14 protein-coding genes are annotated in these 15364 nt (G+C 73.3%); 9 read left to right on the top strand and 5 right to left on the bottom strand.

What is annotated here, in order from left to right:
• The first annotated feature begins 58 nt into the window (after positions 1-58).
• From EUS26_RS00295 to EUS26_RS00255, 9 genes are all read left to right on the top strand, one after another.
• A complete protein-coding gene (locus EUS26_RS00295) occupies positions 59-544 on the top strand; it encodes an NUDIX hydrolase (protein ID WP_130011189.1) in 486 nt (161 codons plus the stop codon).
• A gap of 12 nt (positions 545-556) precedes the next feature.
• Positions 557-2980: a DUF6049 family protein gene (locus EUS26_RS00290; RefSeq protein WP_272947936.1), complete on the top strand. Its 2424-nt coding sequence runs from the start codon at positions 557-559 to the stop codon at positions 2978-2980.
• On the top strand, positions 2977-6690 hold the full coding sequence (locus EUS26_RS00285; RefSeq protein WP_130011187.1) for a lipid II flippase MurJ: 3714 nt from the start codon (positions 2977-2979) through the stop codon (positions 6688-6690). Before EUS26_RS00290 ends, EUS26_RS00285 begins: the two co-directional genes overlap by 4 nt.
• The gene (sigM, locus tag EUS26_RS00280; protein ID WP_130011186.1) at positions 6687-7262 is read left to right on the top strand and encodes an RNA polymerase sigma factor SigM; all 576 of its coding nucleotides are present in this window, start codon (positions 6687-6689) and stop codon (positions 7260-7262) included. Before EUS26_RS00285 ends, sigM begins: the two co-directional genes overlap by 4 nt.
• Before the next feature lie 126 nt (positions 7263-7388).
• Entirely contained in the window at positions 7389-8273 is an 885-nt protein-coding gene (locus EUS26_RS00275) for a hypothetical protein (RefSeq protein WP_130011185.1), read from the top strand.
• Positions 8274-8401: 128 nt separating this feature from the next.
• Complete coding sequence (gene trxB / locus EUS26_RS00270; RefSeq protein ID WP_130011184.1) at positions 8402-9436, top strand: thioredoxin-disulfide reductase; 1035 nt, start codon at positions 8402-8404, stop codon at positions 9434-9436.
• A complete protein-coding gene (gene trxA / locus EUS26_RS00265) occupies positions 9433-9756 on the top strand; it encodes a thioredoxin (protein ID WP_130011183.1) in 324 nt (107 codons plus the stop codon). The genes trxB and trxA overlap by 4 nt, the downstream gene beginning before the upstream one ends.
• Positions 9757-9937: 181 nt before the next feature.
• Entirely contained in the window at positions 9938-10981 is a 1044-nt protein-coding gene (locus EUS26_RS00260) for a ParA family protein (RefSeq protein ID WP_420329982.1), read from the top strand.
• Positions 10978-12150, top strand: coding sequence for a ParB/RepB/Spo0J family partition protein (locus EUS26_RS00255; protein ID WP_130011182.1), 1173 nt, complete (start codon positions 10978-10980; stop codon positions 12148-12150). The genes EUS26_RS00260 and EUS26_RS00255 overlap by 4 nt, the downstream gene beginning before the upstream one ends.
• Before the next feature lie 19 nt (positions 12151-12169).
• Here the strand turns inward: EUS26_RS00255 and rsmG are convergent, their stop codons facing one another.
• From rsmG to rnpA, 5 genes are all read right to left on the bottom strand, one after another.
• Positions 12170-12889, bottom strand: a complete 720-nt coding sequence (gene rsmG, locus EUS26_RS00250) for a 16S rRNA (guanine(527)-N(7))-methyltransferase RsmG (protein ID WP_130011181.1) — start codon at positions 12887-12889, stop codon at positions 12170-12172.
• Between the two features lie 4 nt (positions 12890-12893).
• Positions 12894-13511: a Jag family protein gene (locus EUS26_RS00245; protein WP_130011180.1), complete on the bottom strand. Its 618-nt coding sequence runs from the start codon at positions 13509-13511 to the stop codon at positions 12894-12896.
• Positions 13512-13572: 61 nt separating this feature from the next.
• Entirely contained in the window at positions 13573-14547 is a 975-nt protein-coding gene (gene yidC, locus EUS26_RS00240; RefSeq protein WP_130011179.1) for a membrane protein insertase YidC, read from the bottom strand.
• A gap of 7 nt (positions 14548-14554) precedes the next feature.
• Positions 14555-14956 carry a membrane protein insertion efficiency factor YidD gene (yidD, locus tag EUS26_RS00235; protein ID WP_238148742.1) on the bottom strand — a complete coding sequence of 134 codons (402 nt, stop codon included), beginning with the start codon at positions 14954-14956 and terminating at the stop codon, positions 14555-14557.
• Complete coding sequence (gene rnpA, locus EUS26_RS00230; RefSeq protein ID WP_130011178.1) at positions 14953-15342, bottom strand: ribonuclease P protein component; 390 nt, start codon at positions 15340-15342, stop codon at positions 14953-14955. The genes yidD and rnpA overlap by 4 nt, the downstream gene beginning before the upstream one ends.
• Between the last annotated feature and the right edge of the window lie 22 nt (positions 15343-15364).

The raw sequence follows: 15364 nt of genomic DNA, 5'->3' as shown, positions 1-15364 counted from the left end.
CGCGCCGGGTCGGGTCGTCGTCCGGTCCGGTCCCACCCCCACTCGTTACAGTGGGTGGATGACCACCACGCCTCCGCGCCAGCACCACGGCGCGCGACGGCTGCCGTCGGTCAACGAGACCTCCGCGGGGGGCGTGGTCATCGACGTCTACGAGGGCCAGGCCCGCATCGCCATCATCGCCCGGCGCAACCGCTCCGGCCGGGTGGAGTGGTGCCTGCCCAAGGGGCACGTGGAGCCCGGGGAGACGCTGGTGGAGACGGCCGAGCGGGAGGTGGCCGAGGAGACCGGCATCGAGGGGCGGGTGCTCATCACCCTCGGCACCATCGAGTACTGGTTCACCACCCCCTCGCACCGCATCCACAAGATGGTCCACCACTACCTCCTCGAGGCGACCGGGGGCCGGCTCACCATCGACAACGACCCGGACCAGGAGGCCATCGACGCCATCTGGGTCCCGCTGGACGAGGTCCACCGCAAGCTCACCTTCCCCAACGAACGACGGATCGCCCGGGAGGCCTGGCTCCGACTCACCCGGAGCGCCTGAGGGGCCACGACGTTGCTCTTCTCCTCCCCCCGCCCCCGGTGGGCGCTGCGTCCCCGGACGCTGCCCGGTGCGGCTGCCGCCCTGGCCCTCTGGGCGGCCCTGGCGATCACCCCTTTGACGGCCCCCGCCCCGGCCTCGGGCTCCCCCTCCGTCCCCGGTGGCCCGCCATCGGTGGCGACGGCGCAGGCCACCGAGGTGGCCGTGCTGCTGGACGAGGTGGAGCCGGTCGTGCTCGTCCCGGGTGAGCCGGCCACGCTCACCGGACGGCTGCTCAACCGGGGCCCGGTGCCCCGTCGCCTCACCAGCCTCACGGCCACGCTGGCGGGCACGTCGCTGACCTCGCGCGACCAGGTGGCCCGGTGGCTCGACGGCGACCTGCCCGCGGGACCGGGGCTGGTCCTCGGCGACGACACGGTGGGCCCGGTCGTGCCGGCCAGCGGCGCGGTGCCCTTCCGGGTGGAGGTCCCGGCCTCGGTCACCGAGGACCTGCCGGACGCCGCCGCGGTGCTCCCCCTCGTCCTGAGCGCCGGCGTGGAGGAGGACACCGCGGCCGACGAGGCGCCGGCCGGCGCCCTGGTGCGTTCCACGCTCACCAGCGCCGGTCGCGACGACGTCGAGCACCCGCTGGAGACCGCCTGGGTCGTGCCGCTGACGCTGCCCGCGGACCCGGGGCTGTTCAGCCCGGTCGACGACGAGCACGCCCGGGCCTGGGCCGCGGCCGTGGGTCCGGAGTCGACCGTGACCGGGTGGCTCGAGGACCTCGAGATGCCCGGGGCCACCTACGTCGTCGACCCGGCGACGGTGGTCGCCCACCAGCCGGCTCCGGGGATCGCCACCCCGACGGAGGGCTCGCCCGAGGAGACGCCCACCCCGCAGACGCCCACCCCGCAGGCGCCGGCCACCGCCAGCCCCACCGACGACGCGTCCTCGGGCGAGGACGCCGCCACGGCCGACCCGGACGAGACCGTCCCGGCGCCCGTCCCCGACGACGGTGCCACGACCGCCCCGCCGGAGCCGACCACGCCGGAGCCCGAGGCGACCGTGGTCGACGCCGAGGACGTCCGCTCGGCCGTGGCCGGACTGGCCACCACGTTGGCCGGGCTGCCCGACGACCAGCTCTGGTGGCTGCCGGCCCACGACCCGGACCTGGACGTGCTCCGGCGCCAGGAACCCCCGGCCGACGTCCTCGCCGATCTCCTCGCACCGTCCGCCACGGAGGCTGACCCCTTCGTGCTGAGCACCGGCCGCCACGACGTGGCCTGGCCGGTCGAGGCGGCGCTCGACGCCGGCGAGATGGCGCAGACGACCGCGCAGGTCCGGGGCGTCGGTGGTGACCTCGGGGTCGTCGTCCTGCCGCGCGAGAGCCTGACGGCCGACTCCGTCGCGCTGCCCCGACGTGGGGCGGTGCCGCTGCAGCGTCCCGACGGGCTGCTCGCTCTCGGGGCCGACTCCTGGACCAGCGCGCTGGTGGCGCAGAGCCCGCTGGACGCCGAGGAGCACGGTGCCGGGGCCGCCGCGCAGCACCTGCTCGCCCACACCCTCGGCACCCACCTCGAGGACCCGACCCAGGTCCGCGAGCTGGTCGTCGCGCCCCCGCGGCGGACCCCGGCGGACGCGGAGGTCCTCGGGCAGCTCAGCGAGGGGTGGCAGCAGGCTCCCTGGCTGCGCCCGGTGTCGGCGCAGGACCTGCTGGACCGCGCCGAGGGGACGGAGCCGCTGCGCCTCACCGGCGAGGGACCCCAGGAGGCGGTGCTCGGCGACCTGCTCCGCCACCTCAGGGCCGGCGAGAGCCCGGTGGACACCGAGCGGGCGGCGGTGCTCGCGGCCAGCGCGGACCACCTCGACGCCCTGGCGGAGGTGCTGGCCGACACGACGGCGCTGGACTCCTGGCGCCCGGTCCTGGACACGCTGTGGTCCACCCGGTGGCGGGGCCAGGAGGACGCCTGGATCCAGACCCGCGCCGTGGTGCGTGACGACATCCAGTCCGCCCGGGACGGGATCCGGGTCACGCCCAGCACGGTGAACTTCCTCACCAACCAGGGCGAGATCGGCATCACCGTCGTCAACGACCTCGGGGTCGCGGTCGAGGACGTCGTCCTCGAGCTGGTGGCGACCAACGGTCGGCTGCAGGTCATCCAGCAGCCCGACCCGGTCGACATCGGTGCCGACAGCCGGGCGACGGCGTCCTTCGAGGCGCGCTCCATCACCCGTGGTGACACCACCCTGGTCGCGCAGCTGAGCACCCCCGACGGCACGACCCTGGGCGAGCCGGTCGAGATCGAGGTGCGCGTGCAGCCCACCGGCCTCTGGGTCTACTGGGTTCTGGGCGGCGTGGCGGGGCTCGTCCTCGTGCTGGGCCTCGCCCGGGCGCTGCGCAGCACGCCCCCACGGACCACCCCCACCGGACCGGCATCGGCCGACGAAGGAGCAGCGTGAGCGGCAGCAGCACCGGATCGAGCTCGTCCCTGGCCCGGTCCAGCGTCATCATGGCCGGGGGCACCCTGGCGTCCCGGCTGCTGGGGATGGCGCGCATGGCCCTGCTCGGCATCGCCATCGGTGTGCTCACCCCGGCGGGCAGCGTGTGGGACACCGCCAACACGATCCCCAACACCATCTACCTCCTGCTGGCGGCAGGCGTCTTCAACGTGCTGCTGCTGCCGCAGCTGACCCGGGCGATGACCCGCGGCCAGGAGGGCCAGGAGTACAGCGACCGACTCATCACCGTCTCGGTGGTCATCCTCGTGGTGGGCACGGTCGCCTTCACCGCCGCGGCGCCGCTCGTCACCAAGATGTATGCCGTGTCCTGGGCCTGGGACGACCCCAAGCTGCAGCTCGCGGTCGTCTTCGCCTACCTGTGCATCCCCCAGATGCTCTTCTACGGGCTGCACACCCTCATGGGCCAGATCCTCGCCGCCCACCACCGGTTCGCGGCCTTCATGTGGAGCCCGGCGCTGGCCAACGTCATCGCCATCGTCGGCATCGCCGTGTTCATGCGCCGCTACCCGGACGCCGGCACGATCCCGCTCGAGGACTGGACCCCCGGCATGATCGGGGTGCTGGCCGGGTCGGCCACGCTGGGGATCGTCGTCCAGGCGCTGGTGCTCCTCCCCGCGGTCCGGGCCACCGGCTTCCGCTGGCGGCCGCGGTGGGGGCTGCGTGGGGTCGGGCTCGGCACCGCCGGGGTCATGGCCGGCTGGGCGCTCGCGGACATGGCGGTCTCCCAGGGCGGGATGCTCGTCGTCACCAACCTGCTCAGCGACGTCATCGACCAGGTGCCAGACGCTCCGGGCAAGATCACCTACACCTACGCCTTCTCCCTGTTCGTCCTGCCCCACTCGCTGATCGCGCTGTCCCTGCTGACGGCGATCTACCCCGTCCTGTCCAAGGACGCCGCCCGGGACGACCTCACGGCGATGGCCGACCACGCCTCCCGGGGCCTGCGCCTGCTGGGGTCCGCCATGGTGCCGATCGCCCTGGGCATGGTCCTGTTCGCCCCCCTCCTGGTGCGGGTCGTCTACTTCGGCAGCACCCCCGCCGAGCACGCCGCCATCGCGGCGATCGTCGTGGCCATGGTCGTCGGCCTGGTGCCCTACGGCGTCTACCTGCTGTGCTCGCGCGTCTTCTACTCCTTCGAGGACGCGCGGACCCCCTTCCTCTTCCAGGTCAGCATCACCACGGTCCTCCTCGGGGTCTGTCTCGTGGCCTCCTTCGCCGCTCCGGGACGGGTGGCGATCCTGCTCGGCCTCGGCCAGGCCCTGGGCCAGACGACGGCGGCGGTCCTCGGGCTGCGTGCCGCACGCCGGCGGCTGCCCGCGCTCGGTCTGCGGTCCACCGGGGCGACCTACCTGAGGGCGGCCGCCGCCGGCCTCGTCGCGCTGGCCCCCGCCTGGCTGGTCATGCGGCTGCTCGACCGCGGTGCACCGGTCGACCCCACCTCGACCGAGCCGCAGGGCGTCGACGCCTTCCTCAGTGCGACGGTCACGCTGGCCGCCGCCGGGAGCGTCTTCCTCGTCGTGTATGCCGTGCTCGCCCACCGGTTCGGCGTGCGCGAGGTCGGCGACGTGGCGGCCCCGGTCCTGCGGCGGGTCCCCGGGCTGCGCCGGCTGGCACCGCGCGGGGCCACGGCCTCCATCGCGGCCACCGACCCGGTGCACGTCGACGCGACGTCGACGGCGGACGACGCCTCCTCCCTCTCCGGCCTCGACGAGCCCCTGGGTGGGGGCACCACGCCGGATCCGCCTCCCCCGGACGGCGCGGCGACGACGACCGGGCCGGCCGGTCGCGGCACACTAGGGTGGGACGACCACCGCACCCACCCAGGAGAGGACACCCGCATGGATCGGCTCGAGGTCGGCACCCGGTTGGGTGACCGCTACGTCCTCGACGAGCTGCTGGCGGAGCGCGAGGGTGGGGGCCTGGAGTACTGGTCGGCACGGGACAGCACGCTGGGGCGCCTCGTCGCGGTGACCGTGCTGCCCTCCGAGGGTCCGGCGGCCGAGGTCGCGGCCGCCGTCCTGGACGGGGCCCGTCGTGTCGCCTCGGTCGACGACCCGCGCCTGGTGCGCGTGCTGGACGTCGGGGACGAGGACGGCCTGTGCTGGATCATCGAGGAGGGACTGTCCGAGGCCGCCTCGCTCGCCTCGCTCGTGGAGGAGCACCCGCTGCCGGCGGAGGAGGCGCGTCGCCTGGTCGGCGAGAGCGCGGCCGCCCTCGAGTCCGCCCGACGCCGTGGTCTGCACCATCTCTACCTCAACCCGCACTCGGTCCTGCGCACGAACGACGGCGCCGTCAAGGTGTCGGGCGTCGGCGTCGCCTCGGCCCTGGAGGGCACCGACGACGTCACCCCCGACGAGGCATCCCTCATCGACTCGGCCGACCTGGTCTCCCTGCTCTACACCGCCCTGACCGGCCGGTGGCCGGGCGAGGACCTGGCCGGCGTGCGACCGGCGCGCCGGCTGGCCGACGGCACGCTCCCCGCACCCTCGGAGCTGGTCTCCGGTGTGCCGGGCGACCTCGACGCCCTCTGCCGGCTGGCGCACGGCTCGGAGGCTGACCTGCACGCCGCCCCCCACACCCCCGGCGAGCTGGTCCGTCAGCTCTCGCCGTGGTCCCCCGAGATGGTGCGCGGCACCCCTCCCGGTGAGCTCGCCCCGCCTGCCGGCCCGCGGGCCGGCACCGGACGAGCGGACGAGGCGCTGCGCGGCGCGGCCGGTGCCTCCGCCGCGGTCAGCGCTGCCGGCCACCGCCGGGACCAGGCCGGTCCCGGCGCGGACGCCACCGACGAGGTACCCCGGCCCTACTACCGCACGGAGGCCGCGACCGCTGCGGCCGGCGGGACGGCCGCAGCCCGCACCGACGACACCATGGGCGGTCTCCTGCGCGGCGGTGAGGCGAGCCAGGCCCGCGCCGAGGAGGCCAGCGCCACGACGACGACCCCGGCACCGCGCGCGGCCTCGAGCCCCGGGCCGGGCCTGCCCGAGGAGCGGGGCACCGGCGCGCAGACCGCCATGGTGCTGGTCATCACCGTCGCGCTGCTGGGCATCGCCATCTTCCTCGGCTGGGCCGCCCTGCGCGGCCTGGGCGGCTCCGAGGAGGACCCCGGCACGGCCGGGGCGGCCAGCTCGCCGACCCGGTCCGCCGACGAGGGGGACGACGCCGCGACCAGCGAGGCCCCGCCGGAGGACACGGAGACGGCGGAGCCGGCCCCGGCACCGTCGGGACCGGTCGACATCGCGGGGATCACCTCCTTCGACCCCGAGGGCGACGGCGACGAGCGCAACGACCTGGCGCCGCTGGCGGTCGACGGTGACGAGGGCACGGAGTGGACCTCCCACACCTACCTGTCGGAGAACTGGGGTTCGCTCAAGAGCGGCACCGGCCTCGTGGTCGACCTCGGCGAGGACACCGAGGTGTCGGAGGTGGAGGTCGTGCTGGGTGAGGGCGACATGGGCGCGACGCTGTACGTCGCCGACAGCCCGACGCTGGACGGCGCCACCGAGCTGGGCAGCGAGGACGCGGCCGAGGGCACGTGGACGGTCGCGCCGGAGGAGCCGGTGACCGGCCGCTACGTCATCCTGTGGTTCACCCGGGCCTTCGCCGGTGCCGAGGGTGAGATCGTCCGGGTGGCCGAGATCACCGTCCGGTGACCCCGGCCGGCACCGTGGGCACCGCCTCCGAGCTCGCCGGGCTGGACGACCTCACCCTGCTCCGCCGCCACCAGGACGGTGACCACGAGGCCTTCGGTGAGATCTTCCGTCGCCACCGGGACCGGATGTGGGCGGTGGCGCTGCGCACCACCCGTGACCCCGAGGTCGCCGCGGACGCCGTCCAGGACGCCTTCCTCAACGCGTTCCGGCGTGCGGGGTCGTTCCGTGGAGACGCCCAGGTCACCACCTGGCTGCACCGCATCACGGTCAACGCCTGCCTCGACCGGCTGCGCCGCAGCCGACCCACCGTCGAGCTCGAGGGTCACGAGCCGGTGGAGCCGCGGGACCACCACACCTCGGTGGAGGTGCGTCTCGACGTGCAGGAGGCCCTGGCCCGGCTGCCCGAGGGGCAGCGCCTGGCCCTGGTCCTGGTCGACATGCACGGGCTGAGCGTGGCAGAGGCCGCCGCCGTGCTCGAGGTCGCCGAGGGCACGGTGAAGTCCCGGTGCTCACGCGGACGTGAGGCCATGGCGCGGCTGCTGCGCCTCGACCAGTCGGAGGAGGGGCGGTGACGGCGGGCCGGCAGGGAACCACGCCCCGGCTCCGCTCGTCGTACCCCCGTGGGCCGCACGACCGGCCCCGGTCCGGGTCCGTGCCCGCACCAGCCGCGACGCACGAGAAGAGGAGGTCGTCGCTTCATGCCCACCGTTGACCCGCACGAGGGCCACGACCCGGACGACGACCCGACCGGCGTCCGATCCCTCCTCTCCGGCCTCCCCGACCCCGGGCCGATGCCCGAGCACCTCGTGCAGCGCATCCAGACCCGTCTGGAGGTCGAGCGCGAGCACCTCTCCGGGGCCACCACCCACCCTCTGACCGGGTCGGCGGACCGGGTCGTCGATCTCGCCGCCGAGCGGGGTCGACGCCGCCCCGGCCGGACCCTCGGGCTGCTGACGGCCGCCGCGGCCGGTCTGGCCATCACCACGGTGACCCTCACGCAGCTGCTCGGCGGGGCCGGTACCGGGGACAGCGGCGCTCTGGCGCAGTACCCCTCGCGCGCCGAGTCCGGGGACACGGCAGGCGCCGGAGCCGCGCAGGACCTGGAGGGGGCAGACGACAGCGCGGGAGGGGCGCAGGAGGACGCTGCCGGTGCGGACGGCGCGCGGGACGACGCCACGCCCGACTCCGCGGCGTCCGAGGAGTCCGGGGATCTCGGCGCCCTGAGCGAGGTGGCTCCGCCCACGGTCGTGCCCGACCTGGGCATGGTCGTCAGCGCCGACTACACCGCCCGTATGGTGCAGGTCACCACGTCCGACGTGGCTCCCGACGCCGCCTCCTCGCTGACGGCCACCCAGGCCGCACAGTGCTGGGCGGGCGTCGGGCCCCAGGAGGCCGCCCGGTGGGAGGAGCGGTTCGCCGCTCCCGCCCGACTGCGGCTCGAGGACGACGAGCAGGACGTCGTGGTGCTGCTCGGCCGCGCCGCGGACGGCACCGGACACGCGTGGCTGATGCCCCGGTCGTGCACGCAGCGCACGGAGGTCTCGCCGATCGAGCCGGAGGGCGATCCCGTCGGCGCACCGTGACGCCGCGCCACCCCCGCTCGGACCCGGTCCCCGTCGCCGTCACGCCCTGGAACAATGTCGTCCTAGGATCGGTTGACCCCCACGTCCGGACCACCGCTCCGTCGTGCACCCCTGCGAGGAAGGCTTCCATGACCATCGACCTGCTGCCCCGGCCCAGTGGCTCCGCCGGTGGCGACCCCACCGCGCTGCGCGAGGTCATCATCATCGGCTCGGGACCGGCGGGGTACACCGCCGCCGTCTACGCCGCACGCGCCAACCTGGCACCGCTGGTCTTCGAGGGCAGCGTCACGGCTGGCGGAGCCCTGATGAACACCACCGAGGTGGAGAACTTCCCGGGCTTCCCGGAGGGGATCATGGGTCCCCAGCTGATGATGGACATGCGCGAGCAGGCCGAGCGGTTCGGGGCCGAGCTCGTCCGTGAGGACGTCACCGAGGTCGACCTGACCGGCCCGGTCAAGCGCGTCACGGACGCGGAGGGCACCGTGCACCAGGCGCGCGCCGTCATCCTGGCCATGGGCTCGGCCTACCGCGAGCTGGGGCTCCCTCGGGAACAGGAGCTGTCCGGCCACGGCGTCTCCTGGTGCGCGACGTGCGACGGTGCCTTCTTCCGCGACCAGGACATCGTGGTCGTCGGTGGCGGGGACTCGGCCATGGAGGAGGCGACCTTCCTCAGCCGCTTCGCCCGATCCATCACCGTCGTGCACCGCCGGGGCGAGCTGCGGGCCAGTCGGATCATGGCCGAGCGTGCCCAGGCCGACGACAAGATCTCGTTCGCGTGGAACTCGGCCGTCACCGAGCTGCACGGCTCGCCCAAGCTCACCGGGATCGAGCTCGCCGACACGGTGACCGGTGAACGACGTGAGGTCCCCGCCACCGGGTTGTTCATCGCCATCGGACACGACCCGCGCAACGAGCTCGTCCAGGGCCAGGTGGAGCTGGACGACGAGGGCTACGTCGTGGTCCGCGGCCGGGGCACCGAGACCAGCGTCGAGGGCGTCTTCGCCTGCGGCGACCTCGTGGACCACACCTACCGGCAGGCCATCACCGCGGCCGGCACCGGTTGCGCGGCGGCCCTCGACGCCGAGCGCTACCTCGCCAGCCGCGACTTCGCCCAGGGCATGACCCACCACCTCGCAACCGCTGTGACACAAGGAGATTCATGAGCATCACCAACACCACCGACGCCACCTTCACCGACGACGTGCTGCAGCACGACGGCCCGGTCCTGGTCGATTTCTGGGCTCCCTGGTGCGGTCCGTGCAAGATGATCGCCCCCATCCTCGAGGAGCTCTCGCAGGAGTGGGGCGACAAGCTCAAGGTCGTCAAGCTCAACACCGACGAGAACCCGCAGACGACGCAGAGCTACGGCATCACCGGCATCCCCACGATGCACGTCTACTCCGGGGGCGAGGTCGTCAAGACCATCGTCGGTGCCCTCCCCAAGAAGAAGCTCGCCAGCGAGCTGGAGCCCTACACCGCCTGACCATCTGCGTCACGCACGCGCGGTGCTCCACCGCGTCGTCCACAGCCGTCCACCGGGTCTGTCCACAGGCCTGTGGACGGCTGTTGTCGTGCGCGGCGGACTTGGTGGACACCCGCTGATCAGCGATGATGGGGGCCTCATGACTGCTGACGACGGAGCGCTCGGCTGGCCGGGCAGGACCATGCACGACCCTTACCCCGAGGACGTCATGACGGGCTTCCGCCCGACGGCCCTGGGATGGCCGAGGTCGGAGGCCGACCCCGTGGCCGCATCTGTTCCACGTGGAACACAGCCCGCCGATCCTCCGGAGCGACAGGACCACGAGGTGATCGCCGGCGCAGACGCGGGTGACGAGGCGCATGACGACCGGGGCGATGTTCCACGGGAAACACCCTCCCCGACGCCAGATCCCGTGGTCGACACCCGGCCGCCGTGGTCCGGGACCCGCATCATCACGGTGTCCAACCAGAAGGGCGGCGTGGGCAAGACCACGACGACGGTCAACCTCGCGGCGGCCATGGCCGGGAGCGGCCTGCGCGTCCTCGTCATCGACATGGACCCCCAGGGCAACGCCAGCACGGCACTGTCGATCCCGCACACGAGCGGCACGCTCGGCATCTACGACGTGCTCATCGACGGGGTCGCCCTCTCGGACGTGGTGCAGCCATGTCCGCAGGTCGCGGGGTTGCTGTGCGCGCCCGCCACCATCGACCTCGCCGGTGCCGAGATCGAGCTCGTCCCCCTCGTCGCCCGGGAGAACCGGCTCCGCCGTGCCCTCCAGGCATACCTCGACGACACCGACGACCCACCCGACCTCGTGCTCATCGACTGTCCACCCAGCCTCGGTCTGCTGACCGTCAACGCCTTCGTCGCCGCCCGCGAGCTGCTCATCCCCATCCAGTGCGAGTACTACGCCCTGGAAGGTCTGAGTCAGCTGCTCAAGAACGTCGACCTCATCCAGCAGCACCTCAACGCTGAGCTGGCCGTCTCCACCATCCTGCTCACCATGTTCGACGGTCGCACCCGCCTCGCGGCGGACGTGGCGGAACAGGTCCGCGAGCACTTCGGCGACCGTGTGCTGCGGACGGCGATCCCGCGCTCGGTGCGGATCAGCGAGGCGCCCAGCCACGGAGAGACCGTCATGACCTACGACCCGACCAGCACGGGTGCCCTGTCCTACGCCGAGGCGGCCGCGGAGATGCGCCGCACGAAGGAGATCCCATGACCGACCGACGACGGGGGCTCGGCAAGGGCCTCGGCGCCCTCATCCCGCAGCAGGCACCTTCTGGCGCCGACCGTCCCCGTGACGTCTTCTTCCCGCGCAGCCAGCCGGATGCGGCAGACCCGTCCGGACACCCCGGTGCTGAGGAGGCGACGTCTCACGTCGGGCCGCGAGCCGACACTGACCTGGGCGGTTCCACGGGAAACGACGCGCCGGACCACGTCGCTGGTGCGGCACCCGGTTCCACGGGAAACGCCGGCGCCGGACCGGTTGTCGCCGAGGGCGCGGAGCCGGTGGCGCCGGGGAGCTCCGTCTCGTCCGACGGTCTGAGCCCGATTCCCGGAGCCGAGTTCGCCGAGCTCCCGGTGGACCACATCCGCGCCAACCCGCGCCAGCCACGGTCGGTCTTCGACGAGGACGACCTCGCCGAGCTGGTGAGCAGCATCCGCGAGCTGGGCGTCCTGCAGCCGGTCGTCGTCCGCCGCACCGACGACGACGCCGTGGCTGAGGGCGCGCCTCCCTTCGAGCTCGTCATGGGTGAGCGCCGGTTGCGCGCCTCCCAGGCGGCAGGACAGGCGACCATCCCCGCCATCGTGCGGGCCACCGAGGACGAGCACATGCTGAGGGACGCGCTGCTGGAGAACCTCCACCGCGCCCAGCTCAACCCGCTCGAGGAGGCCGCGGCCTACCAGCAGCTGCTGGACGACTTCGGGTGCACGCACGACGAGCTGGCCGGTCGGATCGGCCGCTCCCGTCCGCAGATCAGCAACACCATCCGACTGCTCAAGCTCCCGCCCATGGTGCAACGGCGGGTGGCGTCGGGCGTGCTCAGCGCGGGGCACGCCCGGGCGCTCCTGGGCCTGGGGGACGGCGCCGCGATGGAGCGCCTGGCCCAGCGGATCGTGGCCGAGGGTCTCTCCGTGCGGTCGGTGGAGGAGATCGTCATGGTCGGCGACGACGAGCGGGCTCCCCGCCGTCGGGCGGCGCGGACGGATGCCCCACCCGAGCTGGAGCAGATCGCCAGCTCGTTGTCGGGCCGTCTGGACACCAGGGTTCAGGTCTCGATGGGGCGGCGCAAGGGCAAGATGGTCATCGAGTTCGCCGGCCAGGACGACCTGGAACGCATCCTCGACCTCCTGGGCCGCGACAGCGAGGCGCCGACGACCCCCTGACCCGGGGGGACGACCCGCTCTACCGGCGGTGGCGCCGCTGCCGCACGGACCGGGGGGGCCTGGCCTTGCCTCGCGGGGAGGGGCGAGAGTCGTCCACGGTGGGTCGCTGCGCGGGCCGGACGATCTCGACCACCCGCACGGGTCCGGCCGGCGTGTGCTCGGCCAGGACGTGCAGCTGGGCATGGTGCACCTGGTGCCGGTCCAGCACCGGTCCCGCCTCGGCGAGCTCCGTGGCGGCTGCCTCCCCCTTGAGCGCCAGGAGACGTCCGTCGTCCTCGAGGAGCGGGAAGCTCCACCGCACCAGCTTGTCGAGGGAGGCGACAGCGCGGGCGGTGACGACGGGAGCCCGCAGGTCCACCTCCTGGGCCCGTCCACGGTGGACCGTGACGTTGTCCAGACCGAGCTCCTGGACCGCCTCCTCGAGCCAGGTCGTGCGGCGCAGCAGCGGCTCGACCAGGTGCAGGCTCAGGTCCGGCCGGACGATGGCGAGGACGAGCCCCGGGAGGCCGGCGCCCGACCCGATGTCCACCACCCGGCTGTCCGCGGGCAGCAGCTCCTGCACCACGGCGCAGTTGAGCAGGTGACGCTCCCACAGGCGACCGGTCTCCCGGGGCCCGACGAGACCATGGCTGATCCCGGTGGTGGCGAGCAGCTCGGCATACCTCGTCGCCACCGGCAGCCGGTCGGCGAAGACCTCGCCCGCCTGCTCCGGGGGCGGGGCGAGCCCGGAGGGCGCCACGACCTCAGCCAGCGGGCAGGATGACCACGTAGCGCGAGGGCTCCGCGCCCTCCGACTCCGAGGTCAGGCCTGCCGCCAGCACCTCGTCGTGCACCACCTTGCGCTCGAAGGCCGTCATGGGGTCCAGCTCGCGGCGCTCGCCGGACTCCTTGACCTCGGCGATCGCGGTGCGGGCCTGCGACACCAGGGCCTGGCGCCGGTCGGCACGGTAGCCCGCGACGTCCAGCATGAGCCGGCTCCGCTCGCCCGTCTCGGCCTGCACCGCCAGCCGGGTCAGCTCCTGCAGGGCCTCGAGCACCGATCCACCCGGGCCGACCAGACGCCGCGGTGCGGCGCCGTCCTCGGAGTCCACGAGCGCCACCAGGGCACGGTCGCCGTCGACGTCGACCTCCAGGTCGCCGTCCAGGTCGGCGATGTCCAGCAGGGTCTCGAGGAAGTCGGCGGCCACCTCGCCCTCACGGACCAGGTCGGCGGACCGGTCGACCTCGTCGGCCCCGGCCGACTCCTGCTCAGAGGTGACCTGGGTCACATCAGCCGACCCCTCGGGCGGCGTGGCCGGGCTGGGGTCGTTCGTGGGCTGCTCGTCGGTGCTGACCTGCTGGGTGTCGTCGGTGGTGCTCATCTGCACTCCTGTCTCGTCGGTGGGCGGATCGGTGGGCGCGCGCCGCGCGGAGGGCGCGCGGTCAGCGCTTCTTGCGCCGCTTCTTGCTCTTCGGCTGGGTGCGCTGGCCGGCTGTCCTGGCCTGCACCTGTGCCTGGGCCGCCTCGCGATCGGCCATGAAGTTCGGGTTCTTGAGCTGGACCCCGGTGGCGACCTTGCCCTTGCGGGCCATCCTCGCCTTGTACTTCTCCTCGGCAGGGGTGTTGGGCGCGGGCATGTTCCGGATGACGAAGAACTGCTGACCCATCGTCCAGAAGTTGCTGACCGTCCAGTAGATGAGCAGCGCGACGGGGAAGTTGACACCGGTGACGGCGAAGACGATCGGCAGGACGTAGATGAGGATCTGCTGCTGCCGGGCCATCGGGCTGTTCAGCGCCTCGGGCGACATGTTCTGCCGCATGAGCTGGTGGCTGGTGATGAACTGCGTGCCCGACATCACGATGATGAGCACGAGCGAGAGGATCTTGGCCGACAGGTCCTGGTCGTGCAGGAAGGTCGACGTCAGGCCGGCCCCGAAGATCTCCGACCCGGCCATCTTGCTGGCCAGCTCGCGGGTGAACAGCCCTAGCGGCTCGATCTCGCCCCGGGACACCGTCTCCGCCGTGTTGAGCAGCCGGAACAGCGCGAAAAAGAACGGCATCTGGATGAGGATGGGCAGACAGGCGCCGAACGGGTTCGCGCCGGCCTCCCGGTAGAGCCCGAAGGTCTCCTCCTGGAACGCCTTCTGGCTCGCCTGGTCCTTCTTGCCCTTGTACTTCGCCTGGATCTTCATCAGCTCGGGCTGCACGATCTGCAGCCGCCGCTGGCTCTTGATCTGCCGGATCATCAGCGGTGTGAGGAGCGCCCGCAGCGTCACGACCAGACCGATGATGGCCAGCACCCAGGTCCACCCACTGGTGTCCGGCAGACCCAGCTGGGTCAGCAGCCACTCCAGACCCACGAGGATGGCGGAGTCGAACCAGATGAAGGGGAAGAGGATGGTGTCGAAGAAGCCCATGCGGTCCTCAGGATCGGCGGTGCGCGGCAGAGCCGCCCACCGGGGTGGTGGGCCCGGGGCGGTTCCCGGGCGAGTCGGTCGGGTCGGACGGTGCGGGACGAGCGGTGCGCCGTGGGGGCACGTGGTCGACGCCGCCGGCTGCCCACGGATGGCAGCGCAGCACGCGCCGTAGCGTCAGCCAGGTGCCGCGGACCGGGCCGTGCCGCTCGAGCGCCGTCACGCCGTAGGCGCTGCACGAGGGGTAGTAGCGGCAGACCGGCCCGAGCAGCGGCGAGATCGTCCACTGGTAGATCCGGACGAGCCATACCAGAGGACGAGCGAGGAGGCTGCGACGTTCCCCGGCGCCCACCCCGCCACGGTGCACGTCGCGCAGCTCCTCGCCGGTCCCGCCCGCCGGACGCGCGCTCACGAGGCCCTCGTCAGGGCGCGGCCCAACGCGTGGTCGAGCGCTGCCGCGAGCTCGTCCGAGCTGGCGGCAGCGGCCGGGGGCAGCGCCCGGACGACGACGTCGCCGGCCGGAGGGAGGTCGCCCATCCGGTCGGCCATGAGGTGGCGCAGGCGCCGCGCCGTGCGGTTGCGGACGACGGCGTTGCCGACCGCCTTGGACACCACGAGACCCACCCTGGGGCAGCGCGCGTCCGACGCGGTCGCTGTCGCACCGGGTCGGGGTGGCAGGGAGACGTGCACGACGAGGAGGTCGGTGCCGGTGCGCTGACGACGACGCCCGTCACCGCGACCGCGGAGGACCGAACGGAAGTCCTCCCCCGCGGTCAGGCGGTGACGGCGCGCGAGCATCGACCAGCACCAGCGGTGCCGA

The organism is Serinicoccus sediminis (genome assembly GCF_004153545.1).
Taxonomy (GTDB): domain Bacteria; phylum Actinomycetota; class Actinomycetes; order Actinomycetales; family Dermatophilaceae; genus Ornithinicoccus; species Ornithinicoccus sediminis_A.
The sequence above is the reverse complement of the archived record's forward strand: the minus strand, read 5'-3'. Positions and strand labels throughout refer to the sequence as shown.